Genomic DNA, 18861 nt, shown 5'->3' on the forward strand with positions numbered 1-18861 from the left:
CCTCGCTTCGCATTGGCGCTGTTCTTCGGTGGGGGTTCGGGGACGGGATTGCCTCACGCCGGGCGGTCAGTCTTGATCCCTGCGTGAGGCAATCCCGTCCCCGAACCCTGCCTGTGGACTGTGCGGGTTTGGCCTTTGCGGGGCTTGGCTTGCAGCTTCAGGCGTATACGCCGTTGTTTTGAGTGCGCCGTTCAGGGGGCGCCGTTCAGGGGGGCGCCGGTCAGGGCGGTGCGTTGGGTCAGGGCGGTGCGTTGGGTCAGGGCGGTGCGTTGGGTCAGCGCTTTGGGCGGGGCGCCGTTGGTCGTGGCGGGCTTTGCCTGTGGCGATCGGGATTCCGCCCCAGGCTGAGGACCGCGGCTCTCTGATCCCGCGCCTGCGTCCATCCTCGTGCTTGCGGCCCGTCCTTGCGCTCGCGCTGGCGCCTGTCCTCGCACCTGTGCCTGTGCCCGCGCGTGTGCCTGTGCCCGCGCGTGTGCCTGTGCCCGCGCCCGTCCTCGGACCTATGTCCTGTCCTCTGACCTGTGCCCCGTCCTCGCGCCCGAGTTCGTGTCTGCGTTCCACATGCGGCACCCGGCGGCACCCGGCATCCGGCACCCGGCATCCGGCACCCAGCGGCATCCGGCATCCGGCACCCATCCGGCATCCGGCATCCGGCATCCGGCATCCGGTTCCGGGCTCCGGGCTCCGTGCTCCGGGCGGCCTGGTTGCCTTGGGGCTGGGGCTGGGGCTGGGGCTGGGGCTGGGGGCGGGGTGGGGGTTAGGGGGCTTGGAGGTGCATGTGTAGGTAGGTGGATTGGTGGGGGCCGGGGCGGTTGGTGCCGGTGGGGGACCAGCCGTGGTGGGCGTAGAAGAGGAGGGCTCGGGTGTTGCGTTGCCAGACTTCGAGGAGGCCGGCGGGGTGGTTTGTGCGGTGGAGGTAGGTGAGGAAGGTGGCGTGGAGGCGGGTGCCGATGCCTCGGCCCCAGCTGGGTGGGTCGACGTGGATTTGGAAGAGTTGGGCGGCTGCGGTGCCGTCGGGGGCGAGGGCGGGGCCCATGGCGACCGCGCCTACGACCTGGTCGTCGATCACCGCGCAGTAGATGGTGCGGTCGGGGGATTCGACTGCGCGGGTCCAGGCTTCGCGGCGGTGGTCGGCGCCGGCGGGGTCGGCGGTGCTGTCGGCCAGGAGGCCGCCGGTCTGGTAGTAGGAGGCTCGGGCTCGGGTGTGGACGTCGGCGATGCGGTCGACGTCGGCGAGCGTGGGTTCCCGGATCAGCATGTTGGTCCTTCCTGCGGGCGCCCCTGGATGCGAAGAAGCCCCCACTCCTCCGGCGGGAAGAGTGGGGGCCAGTGGGGCGCGGAGGGCTCGGCTACAACATGGAAACGTGTACGTGGTCCGTGTGGTTGCTGGGTCCGTGGTAGTTCTTCCAGCCCGTCGCCGGGAACCAGATCATGCGGTTCCAGATGACGTAGAGGATGCCGAGCTTGTCGGCGTTACGGACGAGGAAGGCCATCACTTCGTTGCCGTACTCGCGGGTGTCCTGGTTGTGCCAGGGGGCGAAGCCGCTCTTCTGCAGGGACCAGTCGCAGGCGCGGCCCTTGGGGTGCTCGAACGGGCCGCCGTTGCGGTGACAACCGACAAAGCGGTTGAATCCGGCCTTCTTCACTTCCTTGTACATGTGGTACGTGCGCGGCGTGATGCAGCCGTCCGTCGTCGGGTCGTTCACACTGCACGATTCGGCGGGCAGGGAACCGTCCGAGTTGCGCGGTGTGGCAGACGCGGTCTTGCTCTTGGCGGTGACGAAGCCGCCGGTGACGGTGTCGCCGCCGACGAGGTTGAGGGCCTTCTCGGCCGATTCCTTCTGCTTCTGCATCGAGGCGAGGTTCTGCTTCTGCGCGGCGACCTCCTGGTCGAGGCGGGCCTTGTTGGTGGCCACCTCCTCGATGGCCGCGTCGAGCTCACGCAACTTGTGGTCGTGCAGCGCGTTGATCTCGGAGAGCGAGACCGCCTTGTCGAGGAACGCGTTGGCGGAGTCCGAGTTGAGCAGGAAGCCCATCGTGCTGACACCGCCGGTGCGGTACTGCTGGGCGGCCACCGCACCCACCTCGGGCAGGAGGGCGTCGCGCTTGGCCTCCGCGGACTTCACCTTCAGCGAGAGGTCGAGCTGGGTCTTGGTCGATTTCGCGACCGCGGCCTTCGCGTCGAGGTAGCGCCGGCCGGTGCTGTCGAGCAGGTCGTTCAGCTGGGGATTGTCGTCGCCGTCGTCGGCGGTGGAGCTGTCGCTGCCGCCCGGGGCGGCACTCGCGGGAGCGCCGGGCACGGCGACCGTGGCCACCGCGAAGATCGAGGCCAGGGCGAGGACGAGCCACCGGCGGGGTCTTGCCGTCATCCAGTTTCCTTCCACGTTGCCGCCTACCGAGTTAGCTGACGGGTTCGGGACGGAAGCGATCCCTACCGCTGATGACTCAGCGGATTCACCCCATTACTGAGTGGTTCCCCGGTTCGCCTGGTGGCGATTGAGCGGTGGTCCGCCGGTGCCTTTGGGGCGACACCTCTTGGCCTGACCGGCGGAAAGTTTACCTGAACTCAGACGAGTCCTCAGTCCTCGCGAGGACCGCAAAGCTGTTACCGTGCAACGACTTTACGTCACCACTCGTTGGCGTGACGCGAGCGGTGGCCCGTAACGGCGTACCAATGTGAGTCGTTGCATTCTCTCCGTAGTGTTTTCACTGAATGTGGTGGATCGAATGCTCAGAGTGCGACGGCTGTCAATAGTGGAAATTGATGGGTAGTGTTCGTCACGGTTCCATCACGGAGCCGCCGCTCAATCGCCGAGAGGCGAGCCGGGGACCCAATCCGTAATGGGGTGAATCCGCTGAGTATTCAGCGGTAGGGATCCTTCCATCCCGAACCCGTCAGCTAACCCGGTCGGCGGTCGACGGAAGGAAGACTCGTGCGGCTCGACCCTGTCCGACGGCGATTAGCGATAGTTCTGGCGCTCCTCGTCGCCACCACGGGCCTGGCACTGACCGGCCCGACCGCGGCATCCGCCGCGCCATCGCCCCTAGCTGCCCCGGGTGACTCCGGTGATGACGGCGAGGGCGGTTCCAAGACCCTGGTCGAGCAGCTCGAGGCCGCGTCGAAGGGCTTCGTGGAGGCCAAGGAGACGCTCGAGAGCTCCAAGAAGCGTCAGCAGCAGCTCGCCACGAAGCTGAAGGAGCTGGAGACCCAGCTCGCCCCGAAGCAGGCGGCGCTGGACGAGATCGTCCGGCAGTCGTACCAGTCCGGGCGGCTCGGGCCGATGAGCGCCATCCTCACCGCCGACTCGACCGGCAGCATGATCGACCGCGCGCAGACGCTGTCCACGATCGGGGTCAAGCAGGACCGGGCCGTGCGCGATCTCAAGGACTCGAAGACCCAGCAGGAGCAGGCGAAGCTGGCCATCGACGGCGAGATCCGTAAGCAGGAAGCCCAGGTCGGCGTGATGGCCAAGCGCAAGACGCAGGCCGAGAACGCCCTCAAGGCCGCGAACGCCGCCAGCGCCGCCGCCGGCTCGTCGAGCAGCAGCGACGACGAAACCGGGGGCGGCAGCAGTAGCAGCAGCAGCGCGGTCTCCGGTGCGGCGCCCCGCAACTCGGACGGCTCGCTGCCGTCGGAGTCGTGCAGCGTCAACGACCCGACCACCAGCGGCTGCATCACGCCGCGCACCCTGAACGCCATGAAGGAAGCGCAGAAGGACGGCTTCACCCACTTCGTGGCCTGCTTCCGCACCCAGAACAGCGGCGAGCACCCCAAGGGCCGGGCCTGTGACTTCGCGGCCGACAAGAACGGCTTCGGCGGTGTCGCCACGGGTAGCAGCAAGACCTACGGCACCAACCTGGCCAACTACTTCATCAACAACTCGAGCCGGCTGGGCGTGCTCTACGTGATCTGGTTCAGGCGCATCTGGCTGCCGAGCAGCGGCTGGAAGGCGTACAGCGGCGGCAACGGCGATCCGTCGAGCGACCACACGAACCACGTACATCTATCGATGCGCTAACAAGCGACACAAAAAGGGCGGCCGTGAGAACGGCCGCCCTTTTTCGCGTTATGTGTCACTTCTTGACGAAGGCTTCGTACTCCTTCATCACTTCGTCGGTGGGGCCGTCCGCGCGGATCAGGCCCGACTCGAGCCAGACCGAGCGTTCGCAGGTGTCCCGGATCGACTGCTCGCTGTGGCTGACCAGGAAGACCGTGCCGGCCTCGGCGCGCAGGTCGCGCACCCGCTGCTCACTGCGCTTGCGGAACTTCGCGTCACCGGTGGCCAGCGCCTCGTCGATCAGCAGCACGTCGTGCTTCTTCGCCGCGGAGATCGCGAAGCGCAGCCGGGCCGCCATGCCGGAGGAGTAGGTCCGCATCGGCAGGGAGCTGAAGTCGCCGCGCTCGTTGATGCCGGAGAAGTCGATGATCTCCTTGACCATGGGCTTCACCTCGGCCGGCGACATGCCCATGGCGAGACAGCCGAGCACGACGTTGCGCTCGCCGGGCAGATCGTTCATCAGGGCGGCGTTGACGCCCAGCAGCGAGGGCTGCCCGGAGGCGAAGATCGCGCCCTTCTCCACCGGCAGGAGCCCCGCGATCGCTCGCAGCAGGGTCGACTTGCCGGAGCCGTTGGTGCCGATCAGGCCGATCGCTTCGCCCTTGTACGCGACAAAGCTGACCCCCTTGATCGCATGCACCTCACGCAGGATGGTGGGCTTGGCGCCGGTGACGATCCGTTTGAACCCGGCCAGCGGGCTGGAGGCGGACCCGGACTGCTGCACCCGGTAGGTGATGTGGGCGTCGTCCACGATGACGGTGGGTTCGCGTTCGTCAGCCACGGCCGTAGCCCTTCTCTCCGCGCCAGAAGTAGATGTAACCGCCGATCCCGACGAACAGGGTCCAGCCGATCGCCTCTGCCCAGAGCAACCACGGTGTGGAAGCCAGCGGGACCTCTTCCAGCAGCGCGTGCCGCATGAGGTCGATGAAGACCAGCAGCGGGTTGGCTTCGACGATCTTCAGCGCGATCGGGTGGTCCTGCAGCGCCGACTGGAACTTGGTCACCGGGTAGAGCACCGCGGAGCCGTACAACCAGAACCGCATGATGAACGGGACCAACTGCTTGAAGTCGGCGACCTTGGAGCCCAGCCGGGCGGCGGCCATGGCGAGCCCGGCGTTGAAGATCGACTGGAGCAGGAAGATCGGCACGACGAGCAGCCACTCGAGGGTGAGCGGCTCGCCGAAGCCCAGCACGATCGCCATCAGCACGATGATCGAGGCGAACATGTTGCGGACCTCGACCATGGTCAGCGCGAGCGGCAGGGCGGCCCGGGGGAAGTGCAGCGCCCGGATCAGCCCAAGGTTGCCGCTGATCGCCTGGATGCCGGACTGCACGACCGACTGGGTGAAGCCGAAGATGAAGACACCTGTGCACAGGTACGCGACGAAGTTGGGGATGCCGCGCGACGTGTCCAGGATCTTGCCGAAGATCACGTAGTACACCGCCGCGTTGATCAGCGGCGTCAGCACCTGCCAGAGGGAGCCCAGCCGGGTCTTGCCCAGCGAGGAGGTCACCTTGGCATTGGCGTAGTAGGCGATGAAGTGCCTGTACGCCCAGAGCTTGCCGGTGTATTCGGGCAGCGTGGGTAATCTGCCGGCTACACCGAGGCCGTGCCGACGTGCCAGCTCTCTCAGGGGGAGGCCGGTGTCGGAATCGGCGACCGCCGTCTGTGACATGGGGTGGCGCTCCGATCTGGTCGGTCCGTCCGGGGGCAGGGACCTGGATGACTTTCGCGGCAACACACTAAACAGTGTGCCGCGATGAAACGCCAGCGTATCGACGTCGGCCCGAATTTATCCGAACTGACGTCGAAACGCAACCGTTGCGTCGTCGCGTATAGTTGTCTGTGTGGCAGCCACAAAACGCGCACCGGCCGGAGCGGCGGTGCTCCGCGGTGACATCACCGCGGCAATCCGGAACGCTGTGATGAACGAGCTGGCCGAGGTCGGCTACGGCAGGCTCTCCATCGAGGCGGTGGCGCGCCGGGCCGGCGTCGGCAAGACCGCCGTCTATCGCCGGTGGAGCAACAAACTGGAGATGGTCCTCGAGATCGTCTCCGGCGTGGCGGAGCGTAGCGTGCCGATGCCCGACACCGGTAGCTTTGCGACGGATCTTCAGCTGACGATGTTCATCGTGAGCAAGGCCCTGCAGCACCGCATCGCCTCACAGATCATCCCGGACCTGATGGCCGAGGCCGCGAGGAACCCCAAGATCGCCGAGACGCTGCACCGGGCGCTGCGCACCCACCAGACGGCCGTCGGCGAGACGATCGTCGGGCAGGCCGTCGCGCGCGGTGAGCTGCCCAAGGGCACCGACCCGGGAATCGCCGTCGACCTGATGATCGGCCCGCTCTACTGGCACCTGGCGGTCACGCGTACCCCGATCGATGAGGACTACCTCGAAAAGATGGCCAACGCCGTCACCGCGGCCCTCAAAGCGGCACCGGCAGGTCCGCCGGCTCCGTGATGGCGACGGTGACCAGCTCGGCGGTCATCGGGCGGGCGAAGTGGAAGCCCTGGGCGCGTTCGTAGCCCAGATCGCCCAGCTGCTCTGCCTGCTCGGGTGTCTCCACGCCCTCGGCGACCGCCTCGAGGCCCATCGCGCGCGCCAGCTGCAGCACCGCACCGGCGATGGCGGCCGGCCCCGGACCGGGCGTGAACGAGCGGTCCAGCTTGATCTGGTCGACCGGACAGTTCGCCAGCAGGCTGAGCGTGGACGCCCCGGTGCCGAAGTCATCCAGCGCCAGCCGTACGCCCATCGCCCGCAACGCCCGCAGCACGTCATGCGTCGCCCCGCCGCCCAGCGCGGTCGACTCGGTGATCTCGATCGTCAACCGGCCCGCGTCGAGGCCGCTCTCCCGCAGCGCCCGCGCGACCTGCTCCGCGAAGCCGGGGTTCTGCAGTTGCCGCGCGGACACGTTGACCGACATCGTGCCGGGTGCCCGGTCACCGAGCTCCTGGATCCAGGCAGCCGCCTGCCGGCACGCCTCGTGCACCACCCAGTCACCCAGCGGGACGATCATGCCGGTCAGTTCGGCGCCGGGGATGAACTCCGCCGGCCCGAGCAGGCCACGCTTCGGGTGGACCCAGCGCACCAGCGCCTCCACGCCGGTGAGACGGCCCTCGGGCAGCGTCACCACGGGCTGGTAGTGCAGCAGGAATTCCTGACGCTCCAGCGCCGCCGTCAGCGCCGCGGTGATGCGGTGCCGCTCGGCGCCACGGGCCTCCGAACCGGGCCGGTACCGCTGGTAGCCGCCCTCGCCGCGCTCCTTGGCCTCGTACATGGCGATGTCGGCCTTGCGCAGCAGGTTGCCCGGGTCGTCGCCGGAGCGGCAGTCGACCACGCCGAAGCTCGCGCGCACAGCCAGCAGGTGGCCGTCGATCTCGACCGGCATGGCCAGCGTGTCCGCGATGCGTTCGAGGACCTGGTCGACGTCCGGGCCGCCGAGCCCCTCGAAGAGGATCGCGAACTCGTCGCCGCCGAGGCGCGCCACGGTGTCGGTCGGGCGGACAGCTGATCGCATCCGCTCGGAGACCGTGATGAGCAGGTCGTCGCCGACCGCGTGACCCAGGGTGTCGTTCACGGTCTTGAAGTCGTCCAGGTCGACCAGGACGATGCTGAGCCGCTGCTGCGGACGGAGCCGGCCGACGGCGGCCTCGACCCGGTCACCGAAGAGCGCCCGGTTGGCGAGCCCGGTCAGGACGTCGTGGGAGGCCTCGTAGCTGAGCCGTTCGTGCGCCTCGACGGTTTCGGTGACATCGCGGGAGTTACTGACGATGCCGCGTACGCCCGGCTCGTCCAGCAGGTTCGCGCTCGTTATCTCCAGGGTGCGGTACGAGCCGTCGGCGTGCTCCAGCCGTACCTGATAGGTAGAGGTTGTTCCTGGTTCGGCAGCGACCTTGCGCACCTGCCGGCCGATTGCGGCCCGGTCGTCGGGGTGCACCCGCTCCAGGATGTTGGTGCCGATCATGGGCTCGGGCGCGCTGCCGAGCACCCGCAGCACGGCCGGGCTGATATAGGTGATCAGACCGCTGACCTCGGTGATCGTGACGACGTCGCTGGAGTTCTGCACGAGCAGCCGGAACCGCTGCTCCTTCTGGCGCAGCTCCAGCATGTGGGCGTCGAGCCGATCGACGAGCTGCTCGTTCTCGCGCATCGAGGCGACCTGACGGGCGATCACGAGCGCGGTGAGCACGACGGCGGCGACGGCCACCGGCAGCACTCCGGGGGCGCCCTGCACGAGGATGGAGATCAACAGGGCGTTGGTGGCCGCTGCCATCCCGTACGCGAGCGGGCTCCACCGACGCTTGCCCGGCGTCGCGGCCCGAGGGTTCGCACCGGCCTCGGACTGCAGGCGGGCGGCCAGCAGGAGCAGGAACGAGCCGACGGGCATGATCAGCAGGCTGGCGTCGAGGTACGGCTTGCCGACGAGCGCCGGGGAGAGCGCGACGCCGGCCGGCCCGACGGCGAACGCCGCGCGCAGCATCCGCAACGATCGCCCGTCCAGCGACGCTGCGGCGGTGACCGCCATCTTCGCGATCGCGGTCAGCGCGACCACCCCGGAGGCGGTCAGTACGAGCCCGGAGCCGAGCGATGCCCGGTTCGCGTTCTCGAAGAGGGACTGCGCGGCGAAGTGCCAGAAGAAGATGCCGGAGCCGGCGACGAGGATGGCGACGTCGAGCACGGTGGCGATGAGACGCCCGCGCGAGGGCGCACCCCAGGGGAGCCGGAACATGGGCCAGACGACCAGCACGGTGGCGACGGCGTGCAGCAGGCTGGTGACCATCCCGACCCGCATGGTCATGCTGAGGTCGCGGTTGACCGAGTCGGCGATCTGGCTGACCAGGGAGAGGGTCAGTACGCCGAACGCGACCGACATCTGCCGCCAGAACCGCCGGGCGGGCGCGGGAACGAGAACGTCGCCCGCGGTCCGCCGGGCAGCAACGATCGCCACCGCGGTGCAGGCGGGGGCGAGCAGCCACCCGATCAGCGTCGGGCCGACCGCGCCGAGCACGAACGTCAGCGCGAACCAGGCGGTCGCGGCGGCCGCGAGCGATCCGGAGATCACCAGCAGCCGCCGGTCCCACTCGGTGGTGCGGTCCATGTAGTTCCCTCTCGTGCCGGACAAGCCCGTTGTCCGCACGATCGGTACCGGGGGCGCCCGGCTGAGCTTTGGACCTAAGGCGCAACGTTCAACAGGTCAACCGCACTGTGCTGGCAACTGTGGTTGGTGCTCACGTAGGGGCCGGCGAAGTGGCTGCCGTACGCGTCGAAGCTGTTCCGGTCGTTCGCGTACGCCGAATCCGCCTGACGTTTCAGGTAGGCGTCGTACGGCCGGCCCACCGCCGCGTTGAGGACGCCGAGACCGCGTACAAAAGCTCCCTTGAAGGAAACGCCGTCACCACTGCACTGATCGGGCTCGTTGGGCTCGCGCAGAATGCCATTGGGATTCAGGTACGAGCTCGAAGTGGCCGCATCCCCGATCCGCCGCGCCACGGTCAGCGCGTTCGCGTCCCCGGTCAGCTTATTGAGCTGCACCAGAGCGTTGATGAGTACGCCCTGGTTGTAGGTCCACGTCACGTCCCCGTTGTTCTTGCACGTGCTGAGGTTGATGCCGTCGTTCACCAGGTTCGAGCCGTTGACCATCCCGACGCTCTGGAACCACGACCAGCCCGCCTGCGCCCGCCCGCGATAGGCGGTGTCACCGGCGATGCGCTGCGAGAGGGCGGCGTTGAGCTGGATGTAGAGGCTGTTCGCGATCGCGTTCTTGACCGTGCGATCGGTCTTCCAGTAGATGCCACCCCCGCACTTGCTGGTGTCCCAGTACGCGAACATGTGGTCGGCGTCCGCCCGCGCGGTGTTCAGATAGCGGCTGTCCCCGGTGCGGTCGTACGCGGCGACCCACGCCAGCCCCCACCACCCGGTGTCGTCGAGGTACTCGTTGCGGAACTGCCCCTGGGCGGCGTTGACCTGCTTGTCGTACGTGGTCGCGATCGCATAGTCGTAGCTGTGCATCCCGCTGATCCGGCTGTTGTCGACGATCGCGGTCAGCGCGTTCGCCCCGGTCCACCACCCGTTGGTGTCGAAGAGGCCGGTGGTGCGGTCGTAACGCATCATCAGCGCGGTGGCCGCCGACGTCCTGCGGTCCCACGCGTTCCAGTTGCTGCGCGCCCACGCGGTGCACACGAGCTCGGGCCGGTCACCGGCCTTGCCGCACGCCCGCAGCACCCCGACACCCCGGTTGTTCCAGTCGTCGACGTTGAACATCGCCGTCCGCCACCCGGTCGACCCGGCCGGGACCGCGGTGGCACCGAGTCTGCTGTCGCCGCCCCAGGTGCGGCCACCGTCGAAGGACCGGTCGAGCCAGACCTCGTCCCCGGCCTGCCCGCCCTCGACGGTCGCCCAGGTCATCGCGTCGGTGTCGTTGACGTGCACCTTGAAGGTGCGCCCGTAGAGACCGACGCTGACGGGGGCTCGGTCGCCGGGGGAGAGGGAAGGGCCCCGGCCGTCGCAGTAACGGTTGCAGACTGTGGCCGCGAGGGCCGCCTCGACCGTCTGCAGCTGCAGCGCGGCGGTCGCGGCGAGCGCGAGTGCGGCGATCCACTTCTTCTGACGCATAACTGTTAATAAAGTCGTCAAATCGTTAAACGTCAATGACAAAATTCCCTCAAGACGAGGTCAAGGGCGCCGAAAGGAAAGGTCCCCTTCCCGTACGCCCCCCGGAGCATCATGCGCGTCGACACCACCATCTTCGGCACGGCCTCGCTGCTGACCCTCGCCTTCGGGGGCAGCGCCGACATCCCGGTCCCCCTGAACCCGCCCCGCCCCGACGGCCCGCCGGTCGGTTTTGTGGGCTTCTGGCAGAACGCTGACGGCTCGGTACGCCTCTGCCTGGCCGAGGACTGGTCGTACGAGGGCCGCGTCGAGGGCCGCCGCCGGGCAGCCAAGGGCACCTACAGCCCGTACGACGGCGGCCTCGTGCTGCGCGACGAGTCGGGGCTGCGTACCCCCGTGCTGGTGGCGGACGATCGCCTGGAGATGGCCGGCCACCAGCTCCACCGCGCCTAAGACATCCGCCGTCACCGCCGATTTTCACAACGTGCGGCTGTTCCCGAAGCTCCTGCTCCCGCTGCTGACCGTGCCCCTGGCGGTCAGCGGCTGCAGCGCGCTCGGCCTCGGCTCCAAAACATCCCCAGGCACGTCAGGAGCCAGCGCCACCCCCAACCCCGGCGACCCCTGGTTCGTCATCGCCACCGGCAGCGCCACCCCGAGCCCCCAGCCCACCCGCCCCACAGGCTCCCGCTCCCCGGTCCTGCCCCCGGTCACGTTCCTGCCCGCCGACCCCGCCTGCTCGGTCTCCTGGACCGTCGACCCGGTCCTCATCCCGATGAAGGTCACCCCCGGCACCGGAAAACTCACGGTCACCTGGCCCCGCCAGTACGACTCCGACTACCGCATCACGGCAGTGAAACAACCCCTCATCTCAGGCGCCCAACCCGCCTACACCTGGCAATACGTGCCGACCCCACCCGGCTGCCTGGCCACCGCCACCATCACAGGCCTCAAAAAGGGCGTCCCCTACATCGTCTGGCTCGACGCCCCCAACACCGGCTACGAACCCGACGGCACCCGCCACCCCTACAGCGGTAGATCCGGCGTCGTCTACCCGCTCTAGGTCGAAGGCGGTCATCAGCTTTTGCTTGCCGGCTTCGAAGGCTTCTCGGCCTCCGGCCTCCGCGACATACTTGCCACGAATATCGGGCCAGCGCACATATCCCTCGATCGCTGGCTGAGCGGTTGTTTCGCCCCCTGATGCCTGGTCGAAGGCCGTGAGAAGGTCCTCGACGTTCTCGTCTTCCTCATGGAAGTCGGTAGCACGCATTTGACTAGCTTACTCGTGACTAGAGCAAGGTCAGAAGCGGAAGCCGAAGAGGCCGCCGTCCTCGAATTGGTCGGTGAGGCGTTCCGGCAGGAGGTGGGGGTCGGCGGAGAAGCCGCGGCGGGCGGCCTTGTCCAGGTCGTCGGAGTTCATGGAGACGATGTACTGCATGCCTTCCCGCTCCGTGACCCGAGCGGCAAGCGTGAGGCCGGCGGTGAGTTGCCGTTCGTCAACTCCGTCGAACAGGTGGCTGTCGTGGAGCAGGAAGTCGGGAGCCCGGCCGGCGCGATGGGCCAGCACTGCGAAGGTCAGGTCGAAGCAGAAGGTGACCATGCTGCTGATGCCGCCGCTGTTGTCGCTCTGGATGTGCGGCTCGATCCTGAGATTTGTGGGTGCGGCCTCAAATCTCAGGTACGCCGTTCGCTCGGGACCGTAGAGCTCCCTCGCGAACTCGGCGAACAGGATCGTCGCTTCGTCGACGAACCCGCGCCGCTCGTCGATGTCGCGATTCATTTCGTCCTGCAGCGTCAGGCGCGCTTGTGAAATTTCACGCTTGGTGGCATCCAGCGCATGCGCCGCCTCATACCTGTGCCGCAGAGCCAGCAAGGTGGCTCGCTGTTCACCGAGCACCTGTTGAAGAGTTGCCAACGCTGAGAGCGCGCCCCCTTCCTCGAGGCTTTGCAGCGTCGCGGCCAACTGTTCCCCGAGCCGGGCTCGCTCGGTTTCACTTTCGGCCAATCGCCGGCGAACGGCGTCGCGCTCTTCCTCGAGATACTGCCGCCGGTTCCGTACGACGGAGTGATGGAAGGCCTCGACATCCTCGAAGCTGCGCCGCACCTGGTCCGTGAGGATCACGCCGAGTTGGGAGTAGACCGGCTCCAGATAGCTGGTGTCCGGCTCGACAGCCTCTTGGAGTGATCGTTCGACGTCCTCGAGGTTGCGGCGGTCGGCGGTGTCCTGGGTGATCAGTCTGCGGATGCTCTGATCCAGCTGGTCGGCGCGCTGACGCTGTCGCTCGTACTCCGGCACCACCCGAAACCTAGTGACCTGATCTGTCAGTTCAGCGACCCGGCGTTCCGCGAGCGCGATCTCACTTCGAAGATCGGCGACTTTGCCGATGATGCGACCCAGCAGTGGATCCTGAGCAGCTTTCTGCATCTGTTGGCGTGCGTTCTCTCGGGCGCGCAACGATCGGTAGCGGTCTGCCAGGTGGTAGTCGAGGCCGAACAGGTAGGCGAGGTTCGTGGCGGCTTCCGAGTCGGCTTGCCGGCCGTGGCTGCGCACTGCGTTCTGGTAGCCGCCCGAACTGACACGCCGGATCATGAAGGACAGCAGGTTTCGCCCGCTCACGCCCTCGTGCTCAGCGGGCAGGCCGAACAAGTCACGTTCTATCAGACGCTGCCATTCCGTGTTCCGGAGAGCTCCTGTGTTGAGCTCGAGCTGGCCTCCCTCGGTGCCGGGCAGCGTGGGCTGGAGCCGCACCCACGAATGCCGTTCGCCCGATCGGTAAACAGTGAGTGGGGCGTCCAGACGCGGCCAGTCGAGTTGCAGGTGGAATTCGATGCCCTGCAGTGCGCGCTGCCGCGGAAGAGAAGACGTCTCAGCTCGTTCGCCCAGGAGGAAGTGAATTATTTCGATCATGCTGGACTTGCCCGCGCCGTTACGGCTGTCGGTCTCGCGAGATCCCGGAGTCCTGTCGGCGACGAGGATGTTCAGGCCACGATGGAACTCCAGCGTGCGGAAACGAGAGTCATTCGCTCCCAGCCGGCGCAGCATCCGCCCGCCTCCTCCTCAGTAGGTCCCGGTCGAGTTCAACAACTCCCAGCGAATACAGGACGTCCAGGGCCAGCACAAACCACCAGAAAGGTAGTGGCGCGTAGTGCCCGTGAGCCGCTCGCCATTCTCGCAGTCTCGTCCAAGCCTGGCTCACAGTCATCGGCCGGTCGAGCAGTTGCAGGATCTGGGCGCCGACAACGACGAGCGCACGTTGGGGGACGATGCCCTTGGTCGGCGTGATCATGCCGAAGCCCGCTCGTTCCGGGTCGCCCGCCAGTTGGTGGGGGGTTCTTCGAAGACATCGCAGGTTTCGAAGAAGTAGGCGAGGATCACCATCACGGCCCTTTCCTGCTCGCGTGACTGCCGAGCGTTGCCGGTGACGTACTCCTGCAGCTTCCAGATCATCTCCGCAGGGTCCTGGTACTCCTGGCGCAGATCGCGATAGTACGCGTTGAAACCCTCAGCAACCTCGTCGCGCTCGGTGATGTCCGTGCGCGCCTGGTAGTAGTCCTCAACGAGCGGAGCATGTCGCATCGCCTGAATGAGGTCGTCGCGATCCTCGGGGCCCAATTCGTTGTAGTCCAGCTTGTGCGGGGGCACTTCTCTGGCCGATGCCGGGATGGCGCCGGAGCGGCGGTTGGTGACCAGATGGGCGAGGAGGGGTTCCAGATCGCTGGGGCCAACCCGATACAGCCGGTCGATGGTGGGAAAGTCACATTCCAGCAGGTCGGCGATCGCGTCCCGGTCGAGCCGGCACAGCTCTCGGTAGAGATGATTCGGCCCCAGTTGTTCGAACCCGAGGTTGGCGTGATCGATCCGGGCCTGATTCAGCAGGACCGATACCTCGGGGTGGATCGCATCCCGTCGATCATTGTGGACGAAGACGAAAGTGGTGAAGTGCTCGCCGCGCTTCGTGATCGCCTTTTCAAGATCGTCCAGGAATTTTCTCTTGATCTTTGTCGGATCCGGCGTCTGGGGCCCGTAGCAGGCATAGAGCTTACGGTTGTGCAGGCGTAGGCCATCCGCACCGATGTCGCCGAGGCTTCCGTGTGTGCGAACGTCGACAAAGTCGGCGTAGCGCTCGCGCATGATTCGCTGAAAGAGCAGCTCAAAAGCATTTTCGAAGAGCTCGTCAAGCTTCTTGCGCAGGATGACCCGAACAAAGCTGCGATCTTCGAAACTGAGGGACACCTGGCCTCCATCCACATGCGACTGTGCGTCCTTATGAAGAACGTAGTTGTCACGGTGCGTGAATGGAAGGTCTCTTAGTGAGAGCGGGGCGGCCACTGCGGCGTTCTCCGGCGGCATCTGTCGGCCGAGTAAATTTACTCACGCCACCTGTCTACACGACTAGCGTGCTTGTGACTAGTTCAAACTGGACGAGAAGTTGAAGCCGCGCCATGCGGAGGAGCGGAAGGTGGGGTCGCTGGGGGCGAGGTAGGACGGGATCGGGGTGAGGGGTGGGAGGGATGGTGGGGTTGTGGGGGCGGTGGGGGTGGGGCCGGATGACGGGGAGGGGGTGGGGGAGGTCAGGGGTGCGGAGAAGGAGGGTGAGGGGATGAGGGAGGGCGTGGACGAGGGCGAGGAGGAAGGGGAAGGGGAAGTGGTGACAGAGGGCGGGGTTCGGCGGGTGGTGTTGGGGGCTGACTGGATGGAGGTGGCGATGCTGGAGGCGTTGACCGTGCCTGCGGTGGAGCCGGCTACGCCTGCGGTGAAGTGGTTCCAGACTTCGGTGGCGGTCATGGCGTAGGTGTTCCAGACGGCGGCGTTGCTGAGGGTGCCGTTGAAGAAGTCGCTGCCGGTGGCGAAGAGGGGCCAGTAGCCGGAGAGGGTGTCGCCGCCGATTCGCCAGTAGCCGGCGAGGTATTGGCTGGTGGTGGAGGCGTTGGTGGCTACCTGGAGGCCGTCGACGTAGAAGCGCATGCCGGCGGCGGACATGGTGGCGGCCGCGTGGTGCCAGGCGCCGTCGTTGTATGTGTTGGGGGAGGTGATGGTGGTGACGCCGAGGTTGAGCAGGCCGTTGGTCACGCCGAAGTTGAGTTTGCCGTTCTTGGTCATGAAGATGTGGCGGTCGTAGTTACCCGACTTGCTGGTGCGCTGGTCGCCGTACCCGATGAGTTTGCCGCCGTCGGTTGTGGTGGTCTTGAACCAGATCTCTTCGGAGTAGGTGACCGGGCCGGGGTAGGCGACCTGGTTGGTCGTGTAGACGTAGCCAGACGTGCCGTCGAAGGCTGTGGCGTTGTTGCAGACGCCGCCGATGACGTTCTGGGTGTATGTCCCGCTGTAGGTGCCCGTGTTGGTCTTGGTGCCGCTGTCGACCGCCGTCGTGGTGGAGTCGTTGAGTTTCCACCAGCCGTCCGTGGCGGGGGTGATCGCGGCGATCGCCGCGGCGCAGGTGAAGTAGAGCGGCATCTTGATGGTGTTGGCGCCGACGTACGGTGCGCTGGTGTTTCCGACGTTGTCCGAGACGGTGTACTGGTACTGGTAGCAGAAGTTCGAGGCCAGCGGGCCGTCGGGGAACGGCGATGTGGCGCCGGTGTAGATCGTGGCCCAGGAGCCGTACGTGCCGCAGGTGCCGCCGGGGATCGTCATGGCTGCCGAGCGGCGCTGGAGCAGACCGGTGGACGCGTTGATGCCCGAGCCGGTTTCCGTCCCTGTCGTGAACGCGATCGAGGGGGAGTTGCTGGGGGCGTACCCGTTGGCGTAGGTGACCGTGCCACCTGCCGGGGCGGTGATGTCGCTGGTCAGGGTCATGGCCGCGGAAGCGGTCAGACCGGCGTTATTGGTGGCGGTGACCGTGGTGCTCGCGGGGACCGTGGCGGTGCCGCCGGTCCAGGAGTAGGTGGTGCCGGATCTGCTCCAGGTGCCGCCGAACGTCGGGTAGGTGAAGCCGGTGATCCCGGTTGCCGCGTCGGTCGAGGACGGCGTGACCGTGAACGAGCCGGAGGTCTGCGACGAGCGGTAGTAGAGCGTGGAGCCGGCGGCGTACGTGTTGGTGCCCGAGGCGTACGAGAAGGTCGGCGTGCTGGGGGCGGTGGTGTCGACCTTGACGTCGGGCGGAGTGCCGGCGGGGTAGGTGACCGTGTTGCCCAGCAGGTCGGACACCACGTAGGTGTAGCGGTAGCAGGCCTGGTCGGTGACGGTGTCGGCGTACGTGGTCGCGTTGGTGGTCGTGATCGTGACCGGTGTGTTGTAGGTCCCGCAGCTGTTGTTGGTGAGCGTGGCGGTCGCCCGTTGCAGGGTGGCCGCCGCGGTGTCGAGCCCGACCCCGCTGTCCGTTCCCCGGCTGAGCGCGACGTTGACCGTGGTCGAGGTCGAGTAGGCGGGGCCGCCGGCCGAGCCGCCGGCGGGTGCGGTCGAGTCGTTGACGAAGCTCAGCGTCGTCGGTGTGGTGTTGCCCGCGACGTCCGCGCCGGTCACGGTCTCGGTGGGCGCGCTGGTCGTGCCGCCGGTCCAGGTGAAGGCGTTCGACACGTACGGGCCACCGCTGGGCGTGGTGACGGTGGAGGCGGTGTGGCTGAAACCGGTGCTCGTGCCGGCTAGTGCTGCGGTGCCGCTGGACGCCGGGCCGGAACCGGCGTCGGAGACAGCGTTCCTGATCGTGAACGAGCCGACGGCCACACCCCGGTAGTAGAGGGTCGTGCCGCTCAGTAAGGCGCCCGTGGCCGATGTGACCGTGAGTGCGTTGGCCGGGGCGGTCAGGTCGATCTGGATCGCGCGCGAGCCGACCGCGGAGGCGTTTCCCGCGATGTCGGTCGCGAAGTAGCGCACGGTCGCGGACGCGGCGACCGTGAATGGGGTGGTGTAGGTGATCGCGGTGCCCGAGACCGTCGGGTCGCTGCCGTCGGTCGTGTACCTGATCGCGGCGACGCTCGTGGTCGCGTCGATCGCGGACAGGGTGACGGTCACCGGGGACGAGGTGTTCCAGCCGTTGCCGTTGACGACCGGTGACTGCAGCGACGACACCACCGGCGGCACGGTGTCGATGGTGATCGTGGTGCTGGCCAGCGAGCCGTTCGCGCCGATGACGCTGACCGTGTGCGGGCCGTCGGTCGCCGACGGGATGCTCAGCGAGCTGATCGGGGCGCCGCCGGTCACGTCCACGACGGTCGGGAAGCCGGTCATCGTGGTCGACGAGTCCAGCCGATAGGTGTACGCCTCATTGGCCCCGAACCCGGCGACCGTACCCGTCGTAGTGGCCGGGAATGGACCGTTGAACAGGGTCTGCGCGAGGGTCAGCGTGGCCGGGCCGGTGGCGACCGAGGTGCTCAGGGGGCTCTCCGCACCGGCCCAGTTGGCGCCGTACACCGGGTAGACCGTGTAGCGCCACGAGCCGGTGGGCATGGTGTTCTCGGTGCAGGTCAGCGCGGTGATCGTGCCCGTGCAGCCGGACAGCACGGTCTGTGTGGTGAGCGTCGCGGTGTCGTAGCGCTTCACGACGTAGCCGCTGACCGCGACGCCGTTGGAGAGAGTGACCGCCGACCAGGAGACCGTGACCGCCTGGGCCTGCTTCTTGAGCACGGTCGGGGTGACGCCGGCCGGGAGCGAGGCCGCGGAACTGCCGCCGGTGCTGCCGGGTGTCGCCGGAGCCGTCCAGTACGCCCATGCGACCCCGCCACCGATGCTCAGGGCACCGGCGATCAACAGCAGCAGGATCCAGCGGCGTCTCACGGTCCAGTGCCACTCGTCCCCAGATAGACCCGGAACGTCGCGCCCTGGCAGGTGTTCGCCGCGTTGGCCGCCATCGACAACGCGCCGGTCAGGGAGAGGGAGAGCGAGCCGTTCGCCGCGACGGTCCAGCCGTTGCCGCTGTTTGTCTGCGTCGTGTACGTGATCGCGCCGACGCCGCAGGCATTGTGCGGGACGTCGACGGAATACCCGTTGGTGCCCTGGGCGGGATCGAGGTAGATGCGCATCACGCGTACGGCGAAGGTGTTGGGGTTCGCGATCGTCACCGCGACGTCGGCCGAGCTGCCGGGATAGAGCAGCGCGGTGGGCGTACCCGGAGTGAGTGTCAGGGCAGTGGCAGTGCCGCTCGTCGCCGTCCCGGAGCCGGTGCCCGTGTTGGACCAGTGTCCGTAGGCGGCGCCGGACACGAACAGGGCAAGGAAGAACCCCGCGATCACGGCCCGCTTCACGGCGCGTTAC

15 protein-coding genes and 2 riboswitches are annotated in these 18861 nt (G+C 67.3%); of the genes, 4 read left to right on the forward strand and 11 right to left on the reverse strand.

What is annotated here, in order from left to right; all coding sequences use genetic code 11:
• Nucleotides 1-757: 757 nt before the first annotated feature.
• Both Ahu01nite_RS14080 and Ahu01nite_RS14085 read right to left on the reverse strand, forming a co-directional pair.
• Entirely contained in the window at nucleotides 758-1258 is a 501-nt protein-coding gene (locus Ahu01nite_RS14080; RefSeq protein WP_203836946.1) for a GNAT family N-acetyltransferase, read from the reverse strand.
• 91 nt (nucleotides 1259-1349) lie between these two features.
• Entirely contained in the window at nucleotides 1350-2369 is a 1020-nt protein-coding gene (locus Ahu01nite_RS14085) for a coiled-coil domain-containing protein (RefSeq protein WP_203836947.1), read from the reverse strand.
• A 5-nt stretch (nucleotides 2370-2374) separates the two neighbouring features.
• Nucleotides 2375-2513, reverse strand: a riboswitch (cyclic di-AMP (ydaO/yuaA leader).
• Nucleotides 2514-2791: 278 nt separating this feature from the next.
• Nucleotides 2792-2930: riboswitch (cyclic di-AMP (ydaO/yuaA leader) on the forward strand.
• Between the two features lie 3 nt (nucleotides 2931-2933).
• On the opposite strand from Ahu01nite_RS14085, the gene Ahu01nite_RS14090 reads away from it, so the two are divergent.
• Nucleotides 2934-4019 carry a coiled-coil domain-containing protein gene (locus tag Ahu01nite_RS14090; RefSeq protein WP_203836948.1) on the forward strand — a complete coding sequence of 362 codons (1086 nt, stop codon included), beginning with the start codon at nucleotides 2934-2936 and terminating at the stop codon, nucleotides 4017-4019.
• A gap of 55 nt (nucleotides 4020-4074) precedes the next feature.
• On the opposite strand, the gene Ahu01nite_RS14095 is transcribed toward Ahu01nite_RS14090, so the two are convergent.
• Together Ahu01nite_RS14095 and Ahu01nite_RS14100 are read right to left on the reverse strand one after the other, a co-directional pair.
• On the reverse strand, nucleotides 4075-4839 hold the full coding sequence (locus tag Ahu01nite_RS14095; protein ID WP_203836949.1) for an ABC transporter ATP-binding protein: 765 nt from the start codon (nucleotides 4837-4839) through the stop codon (nucleotides 4075-4077).
• Nucleotides 4832-5734 carry an ABC transporter permease gene (locus Ahu01nite_RS14100; protein WP_203836950.1) on the reverse strand — a complete coding sequence of 301 codons (903 nt, stop codon included), beginning with the start codon at nucleotides 5732-5734 and terminating at the stop codon, nucleotides 4832-4834. The genes Ahu01nite_RS14095 and Ahu01nite_RS14100 overlap by 8 nt, the downstream gene beginning before the upstream one ends.
• Before the next feature lie 172 nt (nucleotides 5735-5906).
• Between Ahu01nite_RS14100 and Ahu01nite_RS14105 the strand changes: the two genes are divergently transcribed.
• Nucleotides 5907-6524, forward strand: a complete 618-nt coding sequence (locus Ahu01nite_RS14105; RefSeq protein ID WP_239158835.1) for a TetR/AcrR family transcriptional regulator — start codon at nucleotides 5907-5909, stop codon at nucleotides 6522-6524.
• Here Ahu01nite_RS14105 and Ahu01nite_RS14110 read toward each other — a convergent pair.
• Nucleotides 6490-9162, reverse strand: coding sequence for a putative bifunctional diguanylate cyclase/phosphodiesterase (locus tag Ahu01nite_RS14110; protein WP_203836951.1), 2673 nt, complete (start codon nucleotides 9160-9162; stop codon nucleotides 6490-6492). The two genes, Ahu01nite_RS14105 and Ahu01nite_RS14110, sit on opposite strands and share 35 nt — an antisense overlap.
• 74 nt (nucleotides 9163-9236) lie before the next feature.
• Entirely contained in the window at nucleotides 9237-10676 is a 1440-nt protein-coding gene (locus tag Ahu01nite_RS14115; RefSeq protein ID WP_203836952.1) for a glycoside hydrolase family 76 protein, read from the reverse strand.
• A gap of 111 nt (nucleotides 10677-10787) precedes the next feature.
• Here Ahu01nite_RS14115 and Ahu01nite_RS14120 point away from each other — a divergent pair, with 111 nt between their 5' ends.
• Nucleotides 10788-11126 (forward strand): hypothetical protein, encoded by a 339-nt coding sequence (locus tag Ahu01nite_RS14120; RefSeq protein WP_203836953.1) that lies wholly within the window; start codon nucleotides 10788-10790, stop codon nucleotides 11124-11126.
• Between the two features lie 31 nt (nucleotides 11127-11157).
• Nucleotides 11158-11733, forward strand: a complete 576-nt coding sequence (locus tag Ahu01nite_RS14125; RefSeq protein WP_203836954.1) for a hypothetical protein — start codon at nucleotides 11158-11160, stop codon at nucleotides 11731-11733.
• A gap of 237 nt (nucleotides 11734-11970) precedes the next feature.
• Here Ahu01nite_RS14125 and Ahu01nite_RS14130 read toward each other — a convergent pair whose 3' ends face one another.
• The 5 genes from Ahu01nite_RS14130 to Ahu01nite_RS14155 all read right to left on the reverse strand — a co-directional run bounded on the left by Ahu01nite_RS14130 (nucleotide 11971) and on the right by Ahu01nite_RS14155 (nucleotide 18851).
• Entirely contained in the window at nucleotides 11971-13713 is a 1743-nt protein-coding gene (locus Ahu01nite_RS14130) for an ABC-three component system protein (protein WP_203836955.1), read from the reverse strand.
• Complete coding sequence (locus Ahu01nite_RS51660; RefSeq protein ID WP_307794523.1) at nucleotides 13688-13957, reverse strand: ABC-three component system middle component 6; 270 nt, start codon at nucleotides 13955-13957, stop codon at nucleotides 13688-13690. Before Ahu01nite_RS51660 ends, Ahu01nite_RS14130 begins: the two co-directional genes overlap by 26 nt.
• Nucleotides 13954-14904, reverse strand: coding sequence for an ABC-three component system protein (locus Ahu01nite_RS14135; RefSeq protein ID WP_203836956.1), 951 nt, complete (start codon nucleotides 14902-14904; stop codon nucleotides 13954-13956). The genes Ahu01nite_RS51660 and Ahu01nite_RS14135 overlap by 4 nt, the downstream gene beginning before the upstream one ends.
• Before the next feature lie 174 nt (nucleotides 14905-15078).
• On the reverse strand, nucleotides 15079-18384 hold the full coding sequence (locus Ahu01nite_RS50355) for a LamG-like jellyroll fold domain-containing protein (RefSeq protein ID WP_275411744.1): 3306 nt from the start codon (nucleotides 18382-18384) through the stop codon (nucleotides 15079-15081).
• Entirely contained in the window at nucleotides 18381-18851 is a 471-nt protein-coding gene (locus Ahu01nite_RS14155) for a hypothetical protein (protein WP_203836957.1), read from the reverse strand. The genes Ahu01nite_RS50355 and Ahu01nite_RS14155 overlap by 4 nt, the downstream gene beginning before the upstream one ends.
• Between the last annotated feature and the right edge of the window lie 10 nt (nucleotides 18852-18861).

Source organism: Winogradskya humida, assembly GCF_016862215.1.
GTDB lineage: Bacteria > Actinomycetota > Actinomycetes > Mycobacteriales > Micromonosporaceae > Actinoplanes > Actinoplanes humidus.

Bases quoted from the DNA above. Each gene is read 5' to 3' on its own strand.
- Ahu01nite_RS14080 (WP_203836946.1), bottom strand. From the start codon at position 1,258: ATGCTGATCCGGGAACCCACGCTCGCCGACGTCGACCGCATCGCCGAC.
- Ahu01nite_RS14085 (WP_203836947.1), bottom strand. From the start codon at position 2,369: ATGACGGCAAGACCCCGCCGGTGGCTCGTCCTCGCCCTGGCCTCGATC.
- Ahu01nite_RS14100 (WP_203836950.1), bottom strand. From the start codon at position 5,734: ATGTCACAGACGGCGGTCGCCGATTCCGACACCGGCCTCCCCCTGAGA.
- Ahu01nite_RS14110 (WP_203836951.1), bottom strand. From the start codon at position 9,162: ATGGACCGCACCACCGAGTGGGACCGGCGGCTGCTGGTGATCTCCGGA.
- Ahu01nite_RS14115 (WP_203836952.1), bottom strand. From the start codon at position 10,676: ATGCGTCAGAAGAAGTGGATCGCCGCACTCGCGCTCGCCGCGACCGCC.
- Ahu01nite_RS14120 (WP_203836953.1), top strand. From the start codon at position 10,788: ATGCGCGTCGACACCACCATCTTCGGCACGGCCTCGCTGCTGACCCTC.
- Ahu01nite_RS14130 (WP_203836955.1), bottom strand. From the start codon at position 13,713: ATGCTGCGCCGGCTGGGAGCGAATGACTCTCGTTTCCGCACGCTGGAG.
- Ahu01nite_RS51660 (WP_307794523.1), bottom strand. From the start codon at position 13,957: ATGATCACGCCGACCAAGGGCATCGTCCCCCAACGTGCGCTCGTCGTT.